General features: G+C 37.3%; 16 protein-coding genes. 3 read left to right on the top strand and 13 right to left on the bottom strand.

Going from position 1 to position 20,378, the window contains the following annotated elements; all coding sequences use genetic code 11:
* Nucleotides 1-230: 230 nt before the first annotated feature.
* The 6 genes from HX124_RS02080 to ybiA form a co-directional block, all read right to left on the bottom strand.
* Complete coding sequence (locus HX124_RS02080) at nucleotides 231-1,001, bottom strand: YidX family protein (RefSeq protein WP_286381791.1); 771 nt, start codon at nucleotides 999-1,001, stop codon at nucleotides 231-233.
* 532 nt (nucleotides 1,002-1,533) lie between these two features.
* On the bottom strand, nucleotides 1,534-2,538 hold the full coding sequence (gene ruvB / locus HX124_RS02085; protein WP_286377750.1) for a Holliday junction branch migration DNA helicase RuvB: 1,005 nt from the start codon (nucleotides 2,536-2,538) through the stop codon (nucleotides 1,534-1,536).
* A 299-nt stretch (nucleotides 2,539-2,837) separates the two neighbouring features.
* Nucleotides 2,838-3,440: a Holliday junction branch migration protein RuvA gene (gene ruvA / locus HX124_RS02090; protein ID WP_286381792.1), complete on the bottom strand. Its 603-nt coding sequence runs from the start codon at nucleotides 3,438-3,440 to the stop codon at nucleotides 2,838-2,840.
* A gap of 76 nt (nucleotides 3,441-3,516) precedes the next feature.
* A complete protein-coding gene (locus tag HX124_RS02095) occupies nucleotides 3,517-4,008 on the bottom strand; it encodes a hypothetical protein (protein ID WP_286381793.1) in 492 nt (163 codons plus the stop codon).
* 32 nt (nucleotides 4,009-4,040) lie between these two features.
* Nucleotides 4,041-5,381 (bottom strand): deoxyguanosinetriphosphate triphosphohydrolase, encoded by a 1,341-nt coding sequence (locus HX124_RS02100; RefSeq protein WP_286381794.1) that lies wholly within the window; start codon nucleotides 5,379-5,381, stop codon nucleotides 4,041-4,043.
* 104 nt (nucleotides 5,382-5,485) lie between these two features.
* Nucleotides 5,486-5,932 (bottom strand): riboflavin biosynthesis intermediates N-glycosidase, encoded by a 447-nt coding sequence (ybiA, locus tag HX124_RS02105; RefSeq protein WP_286381795.1) that lies wholly within the window; start codon nucleotides 5,930-5,932, stop codon nucleotides 5,486-5,488.
* Nucleotides 5,933-6,284: 352 nt separating this feature from the next.
* Here ybiA and purL point away from each other — a divergent pair, with 352 nt between their 5' ends.
* Together purL and HX124_RS02115 are read left to right on the top strand one after the other, a co-directional pair.
* Nucleotides 6,285-10,121, top strand: a complete 3,837-nt coding sequence (gene purL / locus HX124_RS02110) for a phosphoribosylformylglycinamidine synthase (protein WP_286381796.1) — start codon at nucleotides 6,285-6,287, stop codon at nucleotides 10,119-10,121.
* A gap of 207 nt (nucleotides 10,122-10,328) precedes the next feature.
* Nucleotides 10,329-10,457: a KGW motif small protein gene (locus HX124_RS02115; protein WP_286381797.1), complete on the top strand. Its 129-nt coding sequence runs from the start codon at nucleotides 10,329-10,331 to the stop codon at nucleotides 10,455-10,457.
* Nucleotides 10,458-10,553: 96 nt separating this feature from the next.
* Here HX124_RS02115 and HX124_RS02120 read toward each other — a convergent pair whose 3' ends face one another.
* The 7 genes from HX124_RS02120 to HX124_RS02150 all read right to left on the bottom strand — a co-directional run bounded on the left by HX124_RS02120 (nucleotide 10,554) and on the right by HX124_RS02150 (nucleotide 18,806).
* Nucleotides 10,554-11,351 carry a hypothetical protein gene (locus tag HX124_RS02120; protein ID WP_286381798.1) on the bottom strand — a complete coding sequence of 266 codons (798 nt, stop codon included), beginning with the start codon at nucleotides 11,349-11,351 and terminating at the stop codon, nucleotides 10,554-10,556.
* A gap of 27 nt (nucleotides 11,352-11,378) precedes the next feature.
* Nucleotides 11,379-12,104, bottom strand: coding sequence for a hypothetical protein (locus HX124_RS02125; RefSeq protein ID WP_286381799.1), 726 nt, complete (start codon nucleotides 12,102-12,104; stop codon nucleotides 11,379-11,381).
* Between the two features lie 322 nt (nucleotides 12,105-12,426).
* Nucleotides 12,427-13,716, bottom strand: a complete 1,290-nt coding sequence (gltP, locus tag HX124_RS02130; protein ID WP_286381800.1) for a glutamate/aspartate:proton symporter GltP — start codon at nucleotides 13,714-13,716, stop codon at nucleotides 12,427-12,429.
* A 279-nt stretch (nucleotides 13,717-13,995) separates the two neighbouring features.
* Nucleotides 13,996-15,105 carry an ABC transporter permease gene (locus HX124_RS02135; RefSeq protein WP_286381801.1) on the bottom strand — a complete coding sequence of 370 codons (1,110 nt, stop codon included), beginning with the start codon at nucleotides 15,103-15,105 and terminating at the stop codon, nucleotides 13,996-13,998.
* Nucleotides 15,102-16,235: an ABC transporter permease gene (locus HX124_RS02140; RefSeq protein WP_286381802.1), complete on the bottom strand. Its 1,134-nt coding sequence runs from the start codon at nucleotides 16,233-16,235 to the stop codon at nucleotides 15,102-15,104. The genes HX124_RS02135 and HX124_RS02140 overlap by 4 nt, the downstream gene beginning before the upstream one ends.
* A gap of 2 nt (nucleotides 16,236-16,237) precedes the next feature.
* The gene (locus HX124_RS02145; protein WP_502872797.1) at nucleotides 16,238-17,353 is read right to left on the bottom strand and encodes an HlyD family secretion protein; all 1,116 of its coding nucleotides are present in this window, start codon (nucleotides 17,351-17,353) and stop codon (nucleotides 16,238-16,240) included.
* 13 nt (nucleotides 17,354-17,366) lie between these two features.
* Complete coding sequence (locus HX124_RS02150) at nucleotides 17,367-18,806, bottom strand: TolC family protein (RefSeq protein WP_286381949.1); 1,440 nt, start codon at nucleotides 18,804-18,806, stop codon at nucleotides 17,367-17,369.
* Nucleotides 18,807-19,234: 428 nt separating this feature from the next.
* On the opposite strand from HX124_RS02150, the gene serC reads away from it, so the two are divergent.
* Nucleotides 19,235-20,314 (top strand): 3-phosphoserine/phosphohydroxythreonine transaminase, encoded by a 1,080-nt coding sequence (gene serC, locus HX124_RS02155; RefSeq protein WP_286377762.1) that lies wholly within the window; start codon nucleotides 19,235-19,237, stop codon nucleotides 20,312-20,314.
* The last annotated feature ends 64 nt before the right edge of the window (nucleotides 20,315-20,378 follow it).

The following is a 20,378-nucleotide window of genomic DNA, read 5'->3' on the forward strand; positions in this document are numbered from 1 at the left end:
TTCCACTTTTACTAAAATTTTGAGTCTAAAATTGTTTTTTTGGCTTGATCTTGAGTGTAAATATTTTTCAAATATTCACCAAGACCTAAGCTATAAAACGATTTGCAGTTTATCACAATGATTTTTAGGGTAATTGGCACAAGGCACCAAGTTCAGCTTCTTTCATACGGACAATTTATTCGTAAAAGGGGGGACAGTTAAGGCGATATCTTTTGAATAAAACATTCAGTTTACAAACTACCAGGCGCACCAAGCATTGAAGCTAATATAAAAATACCTCCTTGAATTGGACTCGTGACAATATCGAAAGCCACAGTCAGTGGAGTAAAAATTTTAAAAGCTTGGCGACCATAGTTACGCGATGTTGTAGTGACTTGATATTGAATATCAATTGGTTGTTTTAATTTGTACTGTAATTGATTCAAATTTTGAACTTTCGAGGCGAGTGTGATTTGAGTGTGAATGGTACGGATACAAAATGTTTGTTTTGGATAATCGGTTAATTCGGTTTGGCATTTGAAACCTAAATCTTTGAGTGTTGATGTTTCTTTTGCCGTCAATAATTGTGTTTTCTTTATAAAATACAGACTGGTTATGTAAGGAACTGAACGATTATTTTTCAGTTTTTCATCAACTTTAAGTAAAATTGAATTGTGTTGATGAGTATTTATCTGTGTCATAGCATCATTATCTAAAGCAGGAGCTAGATACAAAGACTTTAAATCAATCTGGCTGAAAATTTTTTGAAATAAATCAACAGAATTATTTGAATCTATATTCGGTTGGACAAAAAAACTATGGGTTTGTCCTGCAAGTACTAAAGCATTTTCATAACCTTGGATGGGTTGGCTTGTACGTCCTATTGCAATAATTTGATCTTGTAGTGCAATTTTAGTTTTAGTCGTTATTTCTGTTTCTGAATTACCAAATAATGCATTAGTTGCACAAGCGGTGAGGAGTAGTGGGCTAAAGAGCATTAAATTTAACTTGATTATATTCATATTTTTTTACCACTTTTATTATTTATCATGGTTTTGTATAGCTGACTTTTATTGTGTATGCCAGCGCATAATTGTAATTACCTGAGCATTCAAAATTTTAAATTTAGTTTAAATATCTGATATATGTTGGGCATATCGTTATTGTGATAATACATAGTATTTGTACTTAACAGTGAAATCGATCACTCAGTACGATATCTATTTGAGTTGTGTTTGAAAAATATACATAAATATATTTCAAGAAAGAATATAAATTGAGGATACTAATGAATTCAGTTATTCAAATTGTGAGCTTATACTTGCAAAAATAGGCATTACCGCAGAAAAATCACTGCAAATTTAGAAAATTTGAACCTTATACTACAATAACATATACAAGCTTTTACATTTGAAAATATAGCCCCATTCTTAGGTCAACCTTTTGATTTAGATCTTGAATCCATTGTAGATAAATTTTACTCCAAAGTAGAGAGCTATTGAGTTTTATTAGCTTATGGTGAAATTAGAAACAAAAACACCATAAGCTAAAAAACTAATTCTTTGGTTCAGGTGGTATCATTCCAAACTGTAAATATGCTTGATTAGTGGCAATACGACCACGTGCGGTACGCATCGCATAACCTTGCTGAATCAAGTAAGGTTCAATCACATCTTCCAAAGTCCCTGAATCTTCTGCCATAGCGGCAGCTAATGCTTCCACTCCCGCAGGACCGCCATCGAAACGTTCCAATAGCATCGACAAGTAACGACGGTCCAAAGTATCTAAACCATCTTTATCAACATTCAGCATATCTAAAGCGCGTTGCGCCATTTCCTGCGTCACTTCGCCTGTGCCTTTGACCTGTGCATAGTCACGGACACGACGTAGCAGTCGGTTAGCAATACGAGGCGTACCGCGCGAACGACGGGCAACTTCAATTGCACCATCATGTGTCATTGGAACATCCATCAAGTTTGCTGATCGGGTGACGATATGAGTCAAGTCTTCAACGGAATAAAACTCAAGACGTTGCACGATGCCAAAGCGATCACGCAAAGGCGAAGTCAGTAAACCTGCTCGTGTCGTTGCTGCAACGAGGGTAAATGGTGGCAAATCCAGTTTGATGGAACGTGCCGCAGGTCCTTCACCAATCATAATATCGAGTTGATAATCTTCCATTGCAGGGTAGAGAATTTCCTCAATGACAGGGGATAGGCGGTGAATTTCGTCAATAAAGAGTACATCACCTTCTTCGAGATTAGTCAGCATGGCTGCCAAATCACCCGCACGTTCCAATACAGGACCCGAAGTGGATTTGAGATTTCCTCCCATTTCACGGGCAATAATATTGGCGAGTGTGGTTTTACCTAAACCCGGTGGTCCAAAAATTAAGGTGTGATCAAGGGCTTCGCCTCGTCCGCGCGCTGCACCAATAAAAATTTCCATTTGTTCACGCACCACAGGCTGACCAATGTAGTCATCGAGTGAAGTTGGACGAATGGCACGATCAAAATGATCTTCGGGTTTTTCAGAACCACTGATTAAACGGTCTTGCATAGGGTTTATAAATCTAATTTCCGAAATTGTTTTGTTAATAATGCCATTATGAATTTTGATAATGCTCATTACTACGGAGTTTTATCGATAAAGTTTAAATTTTAGGTTAAACCTGCGGTTCGCCTTACTTTTGTTTCGCCAAAAGTAAGCAAAAGCATTGTCATCCGCAAAACTCGTCAACTACCGAGCTTTTTCAAATATATCGCAGAAACATGATATTTCAAAAGTAGTCCTGCCTCAGACAGTTGCGGATGACTTTTACGCATATCGAATATTTGCTGGAAGTTTATAATTTAAAATTACTTATTCATCGATTTTAAAGCGGCACGGATGATATCGCTTGCTTCAATAAAATCACCTTTTGCCGCATTGACTAACTTTTGCGCTTCGGCAGGTTTATAACCCAAAGATTGTAAAGCGGCTTCGGCTTCTGCAACAGCAGAGTTGCCTGTAAATTGAATTTGTGTGGTACTTGTACCGCTTGCCGCAGCACCTGTAGAAAATGCTTTAAAACGATCACGTAGTTCGATCATTAAGCGTTCAGCAGTTTTTGCACCAACACCTGGAACTTTGACTAAGATTTTAACATCACCATTTTCAACCGTATGAATCAGCATTTCCACACTGAGTGTAGATAAAATGCCTAAAGCCATTTTAGGACCAACGCCATTGACTTTTAATAAGGTACGGAAAATGATTTTCTCTTGTTGATTTAAAAAACCATAGAGTAGTTGTGCATCTTCACGGACGGCTAAATGTGTCCACAGGGTGACTTTCTGACCTTTTTGCAGTTGGCAAAAGGTTGAAAGCGGTGTGTCAATTTCATAACCCACACCATTTACATTTAAAAGTACTGTAGGTGCTTCTAAAGCCAAGACTTCACCAATTAGACATCCGATCATTGCATGTGTTCACTTATTTTGTTCATGGTTGAATAATAGAGATAAATTGAAAAGTTGGCAAAATGAACTGTTTAAATTAATAGCATAGCGCACCTTTAGTTGCAAAAGTAACAAGCCGATAACTTAAGCCATCCGAAGTGTCTTTATCAATACAGCTATGATCTCCTGTTAACTGATGTTCAAATAAATAGGTATATTCATTTTCAAGAATGATCCAATTATTTTTCAAATACAGATTTATATAAAATGTTTTAAGACTCTCATCTGTCAACTGTGTTTTAGGGACTTTAATTTTTAGTACACGTCTATTATGAGTCCAATCAAAATTAAACGATTCAGGTTGAGTCAATTTCTCTGGGAAAATGAGCTGAGCTTCATCACTAAGTCGTTTAGCTGTTGGTGGAAGTTGTTTCAGTCTTTCTTCAAGTGTTAATGGGACATATGGTTTTGAGTATTTGACTTCAATGTTATTCAATAGATTAAAGACTAAAATTACTCCACCTATAAGTATGCTTAGTGCAATAAGTGGATAGAAATTTTCAATTAATTCCTTAAATATCTCTTTCATTCAATTACTCATGAATTTTACTATTTAAAATTTTAGAAAAACCCCACCTTATTACCTTGTAACTCTTGTGCCAAGTTATAAGCCTGATGGTCTGAAAACTTACTGACAATATCTAACACTTGCATAATATTGTCATAATGATCATCACTCAAACGTGCGCCAAAGCGATCTAAAATCGACATTAAACGACCATCTTTAAAACTCAAAGTCTTGTTCGGTGTTGTGAGTGGAATAAAGGCATCCAAGATATGTTGCAAACTTTGATGGGCAATAATTTCCAAACCTGACTTTTGTGGATGCTCAAAGATTTTTTCACGTGCCAAATTCTTTGCTTTTTCAATCCCAATTTCAATATCTTCAGCACAATATTGTAATAACGAACCTTTTAGCTGTCCCGAAAGAATCTGAAAGTGTTGCTTGGCAAAAGCAGTGGTCACTTCATCGACCAAACGTTTCATGACACGACCACGCAAAGCTGCGATTTTTTGTTGCCAAGTGGTATAGGGCATACTCAATTCCGCAGGCATACCATAATCACCCAACAAATTCAGGAAAATCGGTTCAACTTCTTCATAAGACAGCATATTTAAAATAATGCCATCTTCCAAATCAATGAGGGCATAACAAATATCATCAGCCGCCTCTAATAAATACGTCAGCGGATGACGACACCATTGATATTCACCAAGTTGAATCAAACCAAGTTGGTCTGCAATCTGCTTTAAAATTTCTTTTTCTGCTTGGTAGCAACCAAACTTGGCACGCTTATTTGCAGGGGTATTGCCTTGAGATTCGATGGTTTTAGACAACCAAGGGTACTTTAAGTAAGCCCCTAAGGTTGCGTAAGTAAGGCGCATACCACCATCGTTGGGATGATAATCAATTTTAGTGAGTAAACGTAAACCTTGAGCATTGCCTTCAAATTGACGCACATCAGCTTGCTGTTCAGGGCTTAAATCTTTTAAAAAGTCAGTGTGTGATGCATCGTCAAACCATTCTCGAATTGCATATTCACCTGCATGCCCAAAGGGTGGATTGCCAATATCGTGCGCTAAACAGGCAGCTTGGATGATTGCGCCAACATCGGCAGGGGAAATCCATACAGGCAGTTCATCTTGAATTTTTTCTGCGGCAAGCATGCCGAGTGAACGTCCAATACAAGACACCTCAAGCGAATGAGTGAGCCGTGTGTGAATGCCATCGTGTTGTGTCAGTGGATGAACCTGAGTTTTACGGTTGAGTTGTCGAAAACTTTGCGAAAATATAATGCGGTCATAGTCTTTATGAAATGGGCTACGTGCTTGTTCTGTACTTTGTTTTTTACTACCAATTCGAACTGTGGAGAGCAGCTCTAACCAACGCATTTGAGTCATTTATCGTTTTTCGTTTCTTCGTTGCTTTCATCATGCCAAATTTATGCTGAATGTACTAGAGCAGGACGACATAGTTTGTCTTATACCCAAATTTAACTAGAAATTTAAGTATTTGATGTAATTAATTCTTCGCGAACTTGCATGAGTAAAATACCTAAAAAGTTTTTACCTTTTTCATCACCACCATTGCCCCAATAAGCATCATTTTCTGTATGCTCAATCAGCTTTGCCTCACCTGTAGAAATTAACAAGTTTTTTAAATCTTCATGTTGAGTAAATTTAGCAAGTAATGCTTTTTTCATGACATTATTTTTTACGGATTCCCAATCTTTACGCAATTTTTGTTTACGATCACGTCCTAAACGAGCAGCGATCATGGGTGATTTTTCACTACGAATTTTTTCTTGATACTGTTTATCTGCAAACTTTTGTGCTTGAAAATAATGTTCGGTGGTGTGCCACATTTTTCCATCAAGTTTGATCGGAAAATGGGCAAAGTTGGAAAGCTCGCCAAATTCATCTTGTGTGCTATAAAACTTAATTTCGGTCATAGTCATTTCAATTTTTGTTGTGATTTAATAAGTGTTATAGTGACACCATATGGGTTGAAATGCAAATTAAAAAGAATAAAGTAGCTAGATGGCAACGATTTATTAAAGGAGCACCTTAGAAGAAATAAACATAATAAACTGAAAAATGGGCTTATCGTTTTATATTAATCAATTGTTACTAATCATGTTTGAGCCACAAAGTCAAAGTAAATAGCGCATTTTAAATAAAGAAAACTTAATTTTTTAAGCTGTAGATGACTAGCTGAAAATCTGCTTTCACAGTAGAATATGCGCTCTCTCAAGTCACATTGCGGTAGGATCTGTCCGACCTGCCCGTGGAGCCAAAAACAGCATGTTTATCATTGCCGGTGCACCCGCACATTCTTCTTTTAAGCAAACACAACTCTTAAACCGTCTATCGTCTATCAGTTCTGTTCAATCAATAGAAAGCCAATGGGTCTATCTGTTTGACCAAGCGCTCAGCGAGCAACAACAGCAATCTGCGTTACAACTTTTAAACGATGGCGCATCGTTTGAAGTACGTCAGGCTGCAAGTGATGAAGTCCAGATTTTAGTGACGCCACGTTTAGGTACAATTTCGCCGTGGTCGTCAAAGGCAACCGATATTTTTGCCAACTGTAATACGCCTGTACACCGCCTTGAACGCGGTGTTTTGTTTACTTTAAAGGGTATTTCAGACGTTTCAGACGCAGTAAAACAAGTTTTACATGACCGTATGACGGAAAGTGTTTTCAACCAGATTGAAGATGCTGCTGCATTATTCTCAGAAACTGAACCTAAGCCACTGAACTCAATTGATATCTTGGGTCAGGGTAAAGATGCGCTGGTTAAAGCCAACTCAGAGTTTGGTTTTGCACTTTCTGATGAAGAAATTGATTATCTGGTTGCGGCATTTAATAAATTGGGTCGTAACCCACACGATATCGAATTGATGATGTTTGCTCAGGCAAACTCAGAGCATTGCCGTCATAAAATCTTTGGTTCTGAATGGACAATTGATGGTGAAGTACAACCATTGTCATTGTTCCAGATGATTAAAAATACCTATAAAGAATCGCCTACAGATGTATTGTCAGCGTATAAAGACAATGCTTCTGTAATCGTGGGCTTTGATACTCAGCGTTTCTATCCGAAAAAAGACGAAGAAACAGGGCATCACGTTTATAAATACAAGAGCCAAGCTGCCCACATCTTAATGAAAGTGGAAACGCATAACCACCCTACAGCGATTGCACCATTTGCAGGTGCGGCGACAGGTTCAGGCGGTGAAATCCGTGATGAAGGCGCAACAGGTCGTGGTGGTAAACCAAAAGCAGGTTTAACTGGTTTTACGGTTTCTAACTTGAACATTCCGGGCTTTGAACAGCCTTGGGAAGATAACTACGGCAAACCATCGCGTATGGCTTCACCTTTACAGATCATGATTGATGGTCCTTTGGGTGGCGCAGCATTTAACAACGAATTTGGTCGTCCTGCATTAAATGGTTACTTCCGTACTTTTGAACAAAATGTTAATGGTGATGTAAAAGGCTTCCATAAGCCAATCATGATCGCAGGTGGTTACGGTAACATCCGTCCTGACCATGTCGAAAAAGATGCAATCCAACCGGGCGATTTACTCATCGTTCTCGGTGGTCCTGCAATGCTGATTGGTTTAGGCGGTGGTGCAGCATCTTCTGTGGACAGTGGTAAACTCGGTGAAAGCCTTGATTTTGCATCTGTTCAGCGTGAAAACCCTGAAATGGAACGCCGTTGTCAGGAAGTGATTGACACTTGCTGGCGCATGGAAGACTTCAACCCAATCGTATCTGTACATGACGTGGGTGCGGGTGGTATTTCCAATGCCATGCCTGAACTGGTCAATGACCACGAATTAGGCGCAATCCTTGACCTGCGTAAGATTCCATCTTTGGAACCGGGCATGTCTCCTATGGAGATCTGGTCAAATGAAGCGCAAGAACGTTATGTACTTGCGATCAAACCTGAATCTTTAGAATTATTTGAATCGATCTGTGCGCGTGAGCGTTGCCCATTTGCGGTATTGGGTGAAGCGACTGAAGCACGTCAGTTGACTGTAAATGATCCATTGTTTGACAACAAAGCTGTGGATATGCCAATGCAAGTCATGCTTGGTGGTACACCGCGTATGAGTCGTTCATATGAAACCATAGAACGTAAAGGCGATGATTTCACTGCTGCAAAAGTGGTGGATTTAAAAGATGCGATTTTCCGTGTTCTTAAAAACCCAACTGTTGCATCTAAATCATTCCTGATCACCATTGGTGACCGTTCAATCACAGGGATGGTTGCACGTGATCAGTTTGTAGGTCGCTGGCAGGTTCCTGTTGCTGATGCAGCAGTAACGACGACAAGCTTACAAGGCTACACAGGCGAAGCAATGGCAATGGGTGAACGTCCACCTGTGGCATTGTTAAATCCTGCAGCTTCTGCACGTTTGGCAGTGGCTGAGTCCATTTCAAATATCATGTGTGCCAACATTGAGCAGATCAGCGACATTAAATTGTCTGCAAACTGGATGGCAGCAGCAGGTCAGCAAGGCGAAGATCAGGCATTATTCGAAGGTGTAAAAGCCATCGGTATGGAAATGTGTCCTGCGCTCGGTATTGCAATTCCTGTCGGTAAAGACTCATTGTCTATGCGTACCACGTGGAATGACGAAGGTGAAAACAAATCAGTCACTTCACCAATGTCAGGTGTAATCACTGCATTTGCTCCTGTACTTGATGTACGTAAAACACTGACTCCTGAACTGAAAAATGAAGATTCATTGCTTGTTCGTATTGATTTGTCTAAAGGTCAGTTCCGTCTTGGTGGTTCGATCCTTGCGCAAGTGTATAAAGCAATCGGTTCAGTGACTCCTGATGTCGATAACTTTGACGATTTCAAAGCATTCTTTGCATTGGTTCAGGACTGGAACAATCGTGGCTTGATCAAAGCGTACCATGACATCGGTGATGGTGGTTTAGTCGCAACTGTTGCAGAAATGATGTTCGCTGCACGTTTAGGTGTTGCACTTGAAGATCAATCAACTGAAAGCTTATTTGCAGAAGAAATTGGTGCAGTATTGCAAATTTCTAAAGCAGATTGGGCAACATTAGCAGACGAAGTTGCAGCATCTGTATTAAAAGATGCGATTGCAGTTGTCGGTACGGTTAACGATACAGACACCTTAACCGTAAATGGTTTGAGCTTAAGCCGTGCTGAATTACAACAAGCATGGACTGAAGTTTCACATCAAATCCAGCGTTTACGTGACAACGTAGAAACGGCAGATCAAGAATATAGTTTGATTGCCAATACAGAACATAAAGGTCTGATTGCATTACCAACATTTGACTTAAATGAGCCTGTAGAAGCGCCGTACATCAACGAACGTCGTCCAAACATGATGATTTTACGTGAACAAGGCGTAAATGGTCATGTAGAAATGGCTGCGGCATTTGACAAAGTTGGCTTCAATACAGTTGACGTTCATATGAGCGATTTACTCTCAGGTCGTATTGATTTAGACGACTTTGAAGGTTTAGTGGCGTGTGGCGGTTTCTCTTACGGTGACGTATTGGGTGCAGGCGGTGGCTGGGCGAAATCTGTATTGTTCAACCCTAAACTGCGTGATCAATTTGAGAAATTCTTTAACCGTGATAATACCTTCTCTGTCGGTATTTGTAATGGTTGTCAGATGCTTGCACAGCTTGCACCGTTGATTCCGGGTGCAGACAATTGGCCGCGTTTCCGCCGCAATACCTCTGAAATGTTTGAAGCACGTGTTGTGAATGTAAAAGTTGAAAAATCTCCATCGATTCTTTTAGAAGGCATGGAAGGTTCAATTTTACCAATCGCTGTGGCGCATGGTGAAGGTCGTGCGGAAACGACTGCTGAAAACTTTGCATCATTGAATGCAGGTAATCAAGTGATTTTGCGTTATGTCGACAGCTTGGGTAATGCAACTCAACACTATCCATTGAACCCGAATGGTTCGCCTGAAGCGATTTCTGGTGTGACGTCGAAAGATGGTCGTGCAACGATCATGATGCCGCACCCTGAGCGTAACTTCCGTGCGATTCAGCATTCTTGGAAACCTGAAGAGTGGACTGAAGATGGTGCATGGTTACGTATGTTCCGTAATGCGCGTAAATTTATTGGTTGATATTTTTAACTATTTAAATATCAATTGATTTGAAGAAGCCCCGAAAGAGGCTTTTTCTTTGCGTATGTGTTTAAAATTGAGTGAAAAATAATCTTTAGTTACATTTCAAAACTTGGTTTATTTTTTGCTTCATTTAGATTGTTCTTATACAGAAAGATTTTTGCTCCAAAACGTATCAATTCAGTGAAGAATGAATGAGGTGCCAAAATGATTAAAACAGTCAATTATCAAAGTATAGATCGGGTTGCACTACGTCAAAAAGGATGGATATGGTTTGGAGTGATTATTGCATTACAAATTGTGTTTTTAGCTTTGAATTATTTGATGAAAATTTAGTGGAAAAATCACTTCAGTAAAACCACTGCAAATCATTTGTACACTATAAAAGTGGTGGTTTTTTACTGCTAAAAGCAGGATTGGAATCAGTGGAAATTAATTGATATACACATTTTTTGCACTATAAGCCCCTTGGAAACTGGTTAAAGGAGTCTTGAAATATTGCTGAATTTTACTTTGCAAATCACCTGAATTTTCATAACCATAAAAATAAGGAATATCGCTACCAAGACAAAATGAACATGTTGTTGCTTCATAAAAATTTGAATAGGTTTTGGTTGAGCTTGAAAGTCGAGGCACAATGTCAGACGCGTGATAACCCGAAATATAAACTAGCTTTAAATTTTGGGTATTGCCTTGAATGACCCATTTCACAGGGTCATAAGAGGTTAAAATAAGAGAAACTTTTCGATGACTATTAATATTAACAGTCACAGTATCTTCAACATTCTTTTTTTCAGCTCGATAAGCATAATGCCAACAGTCACTCGCAACTTTACTTGAATGTGGGTTATTCGCTTGGCTTTCACATTCTGTTTTGCGTTGTCGTTGTTCAGTTTGAGTATATTCACGTGCATTGGATTCATATACTCCTACATAATGTAATTCTGAGTCTGCAATAATATCCTTAAAATTGATGAGAGACTTTTTCTCAGTTGCTTGGTTTTGATTGATCAAGATCGATGCATTTGAAACAGTGTGGGTGGTATCTGTAGTCGAGAATGATGCATCTCGCTCAGATGTGGGTGTACGAACATTTATTTGTTTTGCAGTATTTAATGTTTCAAGTTGCGCTGTCGTGATCTCATCTGTAATAGGTTTTTGCTCAGTTTGAATAAGTGCCAAGACCAAAACAATCCAGCAAAAATGAACAAAAATCCAATTTTTAAACATAAATATTCTCAGTTATCTATTTTATTTTTAAGTGTCTTGTTGAGCAGAAAGCTCTTGTCCAACTTTAAAAAATACAGGAGGTTTTAATTTTTGTTTTAGAAATTCTCCATGCATTGCCAATCGGTCAAAATCATTTTGAAAGATATATTGGCTGATTTCTAAAAGCTGATGATGAATCAGGTCTAATTGCTGTTCCATCAATTCATTTGGGCTATATTCATGATTCATTTTTCGATCTAGAAATAAGACAGGTAGTTCTTGGTAATTGTGTATGGTTGGTTCTAAGTAGTTATTAATAATTTTTTGAATGTTTAATATTTCATTTTTTGTTGCTTGATCTGGTGAGCGCTTATATTTTTGAACCAATACAATGATTAGAGCATGAATGTCTTGAAACTTTGTATTGGCTTGAGCTGTGAATAAATCATGAACTTGAAACTGAAGTTTTAAAAAATCGTTGAGTAATTTTTGTTCAGGTGAGACACTTTCTTGTGTTATAGATTTTACTAAACGTGTCGGTTGCGGTGTGATATTTTTGGCTGGGGTAGTAGGGCTGTAAATGGGTTGAGTATGTAATTGTTGTAACACAAAATAAATGAGACGACCAAGTGCATAGCCTAAAACAGAGCAGCCAAACCAACCTAGCGGCATAATATTAACGAAAGCCAGCAGACAAAAAATGATCGCACCATAACAACCAAACAAATGGTCAGCAGTTTTCCAGTAGGGAAGGTGTGAATTTTCTTGTTTCATTGTTCTTTAATGATGGTTTATTTTACTTTAGAGTTTAAATAATATGGCGTTATTTTGCACTGATTAGATTTAAAAAATGATAATGATATAACTAGGGTAAGATAATGAAAAAATGTATTTTATTGGATATTTTAATGATAGAGCAGAGGAGATGTTTTCCTGTTTATAAAAGCTTGAATTTTAGGTAAATGTGGTTAATGAATAGAGTGAAACAGTGGAAAATGTACAAATGATTGCACTTAAAAAGATCCATTCTTTGACTTATCCAAACCCTCATATTAAAAAAACCACCCGAAGGTGGTTCTAATTTAGATCTTAAAAATTAATGCGTTGCATCAAAATTATAAGATTTTTGTTTTTCAGTATCGAACTGACCTTCCCATTTACTAATGACAAGAACAGCCAAGGCATTACCGATCACATTTAAGACAGTACGTGCCATATCTAAAATACGGTCAATACCTGCAATAAATGCTAAGCCTTCAAGCGGAATACCTACACTACCTAAAGTTGCCAGTAAGACCACGAAAGAAACACCTGGTACACCTGCAATCCCTTTAGATGTGATCATTAAGGTTAAGACCAAAACAACCTGTTGAGTAATGGTTAAGTCGATACCATAAAGCTGTGCAATAAAAATCGCTGCAATACTTTGATAAAGCGTTGAACCATCTAAGTTAAATGAATAACCAATTGGTACAACAAAGCTGGTGATTGATTTAGGCGCACCATAAGCTTCCATTTTTTCCATCATACGTGGTAAAACGGTTTCAGAGCTTGCAGTTGAATAGGCAAGAATCAATTCATCTTTTAAGATTTTGATAATTGTCCAAATGCTGAATCCACAGAATTTTGCCACAAAACCAAGCACAATAAAGATAAAGAAGAAGATTGCACCGTAAACAAGTACAGCCAGTTTAATTAATGGTACAAGTGAACTGAAACCAAAGTTAGCAACCGTTGCAGCAATCAAACCGAATACACCAAAAGGTGCAAACATCATGATCATATGTGTTACTTTGAACATAGTTTCAGAAACAGCTTTCAACACATCAATCAAAGGTTGTTTGGTTTCTTTAGCGAGTGAACCTAAGCCAATACCGAATATCACAGCAAAGAAAATAATCGGCAACATATGCCCATCATTCATTGCAGTAAAAATATTGGATGGAATTAATGATAAAACAGTATTCACTAATCCATGTGCTTGATGGCTAACTTCTTGAGTTGTTTGTTGATACTGTGAAATGTCAGTTGTTGTTAACTTTGACATATCAATACCAGCACCTGGCTGGAATACATTTGCAGCAACTAAACCAACAATAATGGCAATAGTCGTAATGACTTCAAAATAAACAATCGTTTTGAAGCCAAGTTTACCAACACTTTTGCTGTCTCCAGCATTGGCAATCCCTAAGATAAGCATTGACAGCACAAGAGGAATAACAATCATCTTGATAAGATTGATAAAAATCTTACCTAATGGTTGTAAAAAGTTGGCAACGATATCATCACGGAATTCGGGAGAGTTGTGTAGAAACGCCCCCACGAGAATACCTAAGAAGAGCGCAATAACAATTTGCCAAGCGAGGCTAATTTTCATTTTCTTCATGCTGAGCCCTTAAAATTCAGATTTTGGCGAAATCGAAAACTTGAGAAAATGAACGTCAGAAATCCCCCACGACTAAATATGTGGGAGTCGTGAAATGGGAGATTTAAAATATTCGGAGTATTTCGAAAATACTTTATTTTGCGCTTATTTAAAATCTTGTTCTAATTTTTTTCTGTAAATCACATTCTGATCGGATAAAAATAATGCAGTTTTATTTAATAATCCAATCTTATAGTTAAGTTTAATTAATTTAATAAATAATAGTTATATTATTAATTCTTATTTTTTATGTGAAACATATGCTAAACGGTAATAAGCCCAAACCATCACAATGCCCGTAAAAGTGGCTAAATAAATTAATTTTGGCACAATGATTGAGCTGGGAACGCCCATTTGATTGAGCTGTATAAATAAATTGATACCGTGAGTTGATGGAAATAACTGAGCAAAATATTGCATCCAACTAGGCATTGCTTGTAAGGGCCAAGCTGCGCCTGAAAGTAAAAATAATGGAATCGAGGTAAATACAATTAAGTGTCCTGCGCGTTCAGAAATATCTAAATAACTTGCGAGTAACATACCTATTGCGATTGTACTACTGACAAAGATGGGTACTGCGATCAACATACCCCAGAAATTGCCACCACGTGGATAGTCATTGAACCAAAATATAAATCCAAATAAATAATAACAACCTAGGCAACCAATCGTGAGGGCAGCAAGATAAATTGCAAAAAATTCGGTTACAGAGCTTTGCCATTTTTTTTCTCGATAAGCTGCAATCAACATACACAAACCCAAAACAATCGTCTGATGAATGATTAAAGGTGCAACGGCAGGAAAAATATAACTGCCATAGCCAGAGAGTGGATTAAAAAGAGGAGTTTGATGAATAGGTATGGCTATTTTAAAGTGAGAGATATTGTCAAATTTTTCGGTGTATTCAGCAAGGCTATTTTCAATTGCACTGGCAAGCCCAAGCCCAACTTGTTTGGTTCGTAAAAAATAAGCTGCACTTAAATACAGTCCTATGCCGCCAACTTCACCACGAGCAAGGCTACTTGAGAGATTATGTGGAAGTAATAAAATACCATCAACTTTTTGTTGTTGTACACGACGTTTGGCATATTCAAAATCTGAGGTGATTTCGATAATATCAATATGTGGACTTTTACTGGCTTGTTGAATCAGCATTTGTGTCACAGCGCTTTGTTCTTCATCTACAATAATAATAGGTAAATGCTCAGCCGTTTGTGCTTGATAAGCAACAGGATAAAAAAAACTGTAGAAAAAGACAGATAAAATCATGGTTGTTAAAATAGAGGAATTTTTCGCAATATTTTTAAAAGTTTGAATGTAGTATTTGAATAAATCACAGAGCCATTTCATAGACTTTTACTCCTGATAAGCTGTTTATGGAGTAAAAAAGTGGATATTGCCAAGTAAAATACACAATAAATCAATAAAATCCCAAGCGGGATCAGTGAAATATAAAGTGGACTTCCAACCACCCATTGTTCTGTTTGTAACTTTGCATAAGGTGTAAAGGGAATAATATTTGCCCAAAACTGAGTAAATATAGGCGCATTATTTAAAGGAAGAGTCACCCCTGCAAAACTAAGTGATGAGCCGCCATAAACTGCAATAAATCCAAAAGTTTTAGAAAGGTTTTTAGTGGCTAAAACCACAGTGCTACTGATCAATGCATATGCAGTAAATAGTAGGAATTGTCCCAGTAAGATGAGCCATAATTGACCTGCAACAAACCAACCACGTATGACAATTAGCCAAAACATCCATAACCATGTCCAAAAACAAAAAATTAAAATATAAGTCAAATTTTTGGCAATTAAGGCTTTAAAAGCTGAGTGATGCCCAACCCATTCATTTGTTGTATGATATTTCAGCTCTTGACCGATAGCAAAAGCCACACAACAACACAGCAATAAATGTAAAATTGCTGGAATCATGAAAGGTTCAAGATAAAACTCATAACTTAAGTTTGGGTTGAAAAGTGGTGAAATTTTGATATTGGCAGTTTCCAGATCAACATAAGGAATTTTGTTTTGTAAATGAGCATTTTTAGCAAAGTTGGCTATGGCTTCAACAGTAGATAACAACATTGCTGAAGAAATTGTATTACCAATACTAAAATAAGATTGATTATATGCAATACTGATCTGAGCGTCTTGTGCTTTGACTAAGCGCTGTTCTGCACCTGAAGGAATGTAAACATAGCCCCAAATTTTGGTTTGATTAATTAATTTTTCGACTTCAGTCGGGTTGTCTGTCACTAGATAAATAGAAACAGCAGTGTTATGACTTAAATATGTGGTTATATTTTGACTCAGTTCACCATGATCTTGATCAATAATTGCAATGGGCAAATGTTCAGCTTTACCTGTATAAAACATGCTACTGAATAAAATAATAATCAATAAGGGGGCAAGTGTGACTAAGCATAAATCCCATTTGTTATTTAATAAGTAGCGAAATTCTCTATATAGGATTGCCCACATAATCATTGGCTCTCTTTGAGTTTGAAAATTACACTCATACCTACTTTAAGATCAGTGATGGGTTGAACAGGGTGGAGTGTGACTTTAAAACTACGAATATCATAACCGCCAGTTTGACGAGTAGTCTTAATGGTTGCAAATTCACCTTCTGCTTCAATATTTCTGATGTTAAACATGAAAGTTTGATTGAGTGCAGGAATAAAGCCTTCTAAACTTTTGCTTTGATAGATCTGAGCATATTGATCTTCTCGGACATTCAAGCTCACCCATTTATCTTCATCTTGTAAAATACTGACTACAGGAACACCCATTGCAACCAACTCAGTCGCTTTACCATAAACTTTTGAAACTGTGCCATTGATTGGAGCATATAGCTTTGTTTCAGCTTCTAACGCATTTGCTTCTGCAACAGCAGCTTTGGCAATTTCAACCTGTGCATCTGCGCTAGATTTTTGTTGAGGAGTGCTACCACGTTGGGCGCGAGCATATTGTTGATAAGCCGCTTCAGTCATCTGCGTGGCTGAAAGTGCAGCAGCTTGCATTTGATCACGACGTTGTCTAGAAATAACGCCTTGTTGATATAAAACATCACCACGTTTAAATGTAATTTGTGCTAAATTTTCCTGTGCTTTTAAACTTTGCCAATTTGCATATAAAGTCGCAATATTTTCTTGTTGTGAACCACGTTCAGTTGTTGATTGTAAGGCAAGAGCCGATTGTAAAGTGGCTAATGCTTGTTGCTTTTTGGCTGCAATTTCAGGGCTGCTAAGGCGAATCATTAATTCACCGTTTTGAATTTTTTGTCCGTCATGCACTAAAATTTCTTCTATACGACTAGGTACTTTCGTACTGATATGAATCGTTTCAGCTTCTACACGACCTTGTATGTCAACAGTTTTGGGTTGATAGCTTTTCCATAAACCAAAAGCAATTAAGCCCAGTAATGCAATCAAAAGTATAAGCATTATCGTAATAATGACTTTTTTCTTTGCTGTTGTTTGTGGTGCTGTGGGATGGCTTGGAGTATGTTGCTCAACTTGTGTATCGGTTGTTGTATCTAAATCAGCCAAATTTTGATCGGGTTTAGATGTCGATTGATGATCATTGTCTTGTGTCATTTTATACTCCATCTTAACGAACATAGTCAGTATTTGACTGATTTATATAATTTTTGAATTGATCAATTGAGCCATGACTTTGTAGAAGCGTGGCAAGAGCCATCACATATTTATAAGCATTGAGCGCTTTTTCAGTTTTTAAGGCGCTGAGTTGATTTTGTGCATCAATCACTTGAGTGGCAGTTCCCATATCTTCTTTAAAAGATAGTGTTTGGATTCTTAAATTTTCCTGAGCAGCTAGTTCATTTTGTTGTAAAAGCTGATTTGACTGTTGCGCTGTGGTTAACTCGCTATAAGACTTATAAATGATATTTTCGATTTCTTGCTGGGTACGTGCTGTCATTAATTCAGTCGCTTGGCGTTGTAATTCGGCTGCTTGAATATTTTTATTTTTATCTATGCCTGAAAATAAATTGTAGCGAGCTGCAACACCAACAATCCAATTTTGATTTTGATCGAGGCTATATTCACCAAAAGCAAAGATATTTGGCTTTTTACTGGCACTTTGTAATTGCACATTTTGGTCAGCGAGTTGCGTATCCATTTGCATTTTTCGGACTAAATTTGAAGTTGTGGGATAGGAAGCGAGCAATTGATTCAGTGATTGGCTTTGCTGGCGATTGACGAATAATGGTGTGGTGAGCTGATCAATGGTTTGTTTATTCAATAGATTGTTGAATTGAAATTGACTAGATTGTAAGTTGGCTACAGCATTTTGATAACTACGTTGTGCATTGTTATTTACCACTTCAAACTGCATACGCTGTCCTTTGCTAATAAAGCCTTGTTTCTCAAGTTTTAAGGCATTTTGATAATGTTTTTGCATGGCAGTGACATTAAAAAGACTTGCTGCTAAAAGTTGTTGTTGTAACTGTACATTAAAATAAGCTTGAATAATTTCAAAGCGTTGAGCATCTTGTTGTTGTTTACTTTCTAAGTCATTACGTTCAGCTTTAAGATGAGTAAGCTGTTTAGTTGCGGACAATAGCCCACCTGTATAAATAGGCATCATCACAGAAACTGTAGGGCGAATAACGTCATCCTCTAATACAACGTTGGCGCTGTCGGGAATTAAACCGATCCCACTGTGAATGCCCTGACCTAACCCATCTTTAAGTGGGTCAGTCAGATCGGTTGGAATATTTTGTTGAGATTGCCATTGATCCACTCTTTCATTCATCCCTTGAGTGAGTGTTTGCTCTAAATTGTTTTTGATATTATTCAGTGGAAGATCAGTTTCTGTATGAAATTTATAAGCACGAATATTGAAATCAATACGAGGTAAGCCAATATATTTAACGGCATCTGCCTGCAATTTTGAGGCTTGGTTTAAGGCATCAGTTGCTTGAGCGCTATATGAGTTTTCCAGAAAATATTGTTCAGCTTGTAAATAACTGAGGTCTTGGGCAAAACTAGCATGAGAAAGGTAAGAAAATACACCCAATATCATCATTTTTTGTAAAGATAAAAAGAATGCTTTTCGATCATTTAATACTTTGGCTTGCATCAGAAAAACCGTCGATATTTATTATATTTAAGCATTCTAACCTGTATTTACTAGAATAAATAATCTAAAAGCGAACTGAAAAATGTGTGCATTTTGTAGTGAAATATTTTTTAAAAATATGAGAATAGGAACTTAAAATGGCACAATATTGTGATATTTTTTACCTTATAATAGGCAGGTAAAAAATTTATCCAAAAAAACTATTTATGGTTTGATTTTACTTTTGTATATAAACAATAAAACTTTCTTATTGAAAACTTGACTTTAAATTTGCAATTACATTGAAAGATTGACTGACAAAGCTGCTGCAAGACCTACAGATTTATGGTTAAATGCGCCTATTTCATTCGTTTCACTTCAATAAGGGAAAAATCATGCGCGCGTACAATTTCTGTGCTGGTCCTGCTGCATTACCTACTGCCGTTTTAGAAAAAGCTCAACAAGAGATGTTAGATTGGCAGGGTAAAGGCTTATCCATCATGGAAATGAGCCACCGTAGCAAAGATTATGTTGCTGTTGCTGAAAAAGCTGAAGCTGATCTTCGTAAATTGATGAACATTCCTGAGAACTACAAAGTATTGTTCTTACAAGGTGGTGCATCACTTCAGTTCTCTGCGATTCCTTTAAATCTTTTAGGTAAAAATCCTAAAGCTGATTATATTCATACAGGTATTTGGTCAGAAAAAGCGACTAAAGAAGCTCAGCGCTATGGCGAGATCAATATCATTGAAGCGGGCACCAAGATCGATGGAAAATTAGCAATTACAGATCAAAGCCAATGGAATTTATCTGATGATGCAGCTTATGTGCATTATGCAGATAACGAAACTATTGGCGGAATTCAATTTGCCAATATTCCTGAAACAGATAAACCTTTAGTTTCTGATTTTTCATCAAGCATTTTATCTGCACCTTTAGATGTTTCTAAATTTGGTTTGATTTATGCAGGTGCGCAAAAAAATATCGGTCCAGCAGGTTTAACATTGGTTATTGTTCGTGATGACTTGTTAGATCAAGCAAAACCTGAAATCCCAAGCCTATTAAAATATGGCGCGCAAGCGAAAAATGATTCAATGGTCAATACACCTGCAACTTATGCATGGTATTTGTCTGGTTTGGTTTTTGAATGGTTACTTGAACAAGGTGGCGTGGATGCAATGCATAAAGCCAATCTTGAAAAAGCTAAACTACTTTATGGTTATATCGACTCAAGCGATTTTTATGCGAATCCGATTGCAACTGCAAACCGTTCAATCATGAATGTGCCATTTACTTTGGCAAATGCTGATTTGGATAAATTATTCTTGAAAGAAGCTGAAGAAAATCATTTATTAAATCTTGCAGGTCACCGTTCGGTAGGCGGTATGCGTGCAAGTATTTACAATGCTGTACCTTTAGAAGGTGTACAAGCATTAGTTAACTTTATGGATGACTTTGCTAAACGTAATGGTTAATTGATTCAAACTAATGAATAAAATAAAAATCCCTCATTGATGAGGGATTTTTTATTGCTTTTGA

Source organism: Acinetobacter sp. 226-1 (assembly GCF_030329325.1).
In the GTDB taxonomy this organism is placed as follows: domain Bacteria; phylum Pseudomonadota; class Gammaproteobacteria; order Pseudomonadales; family Moraxellaceae; genus Acinetobacter; species Acinetobacter sichuanensis.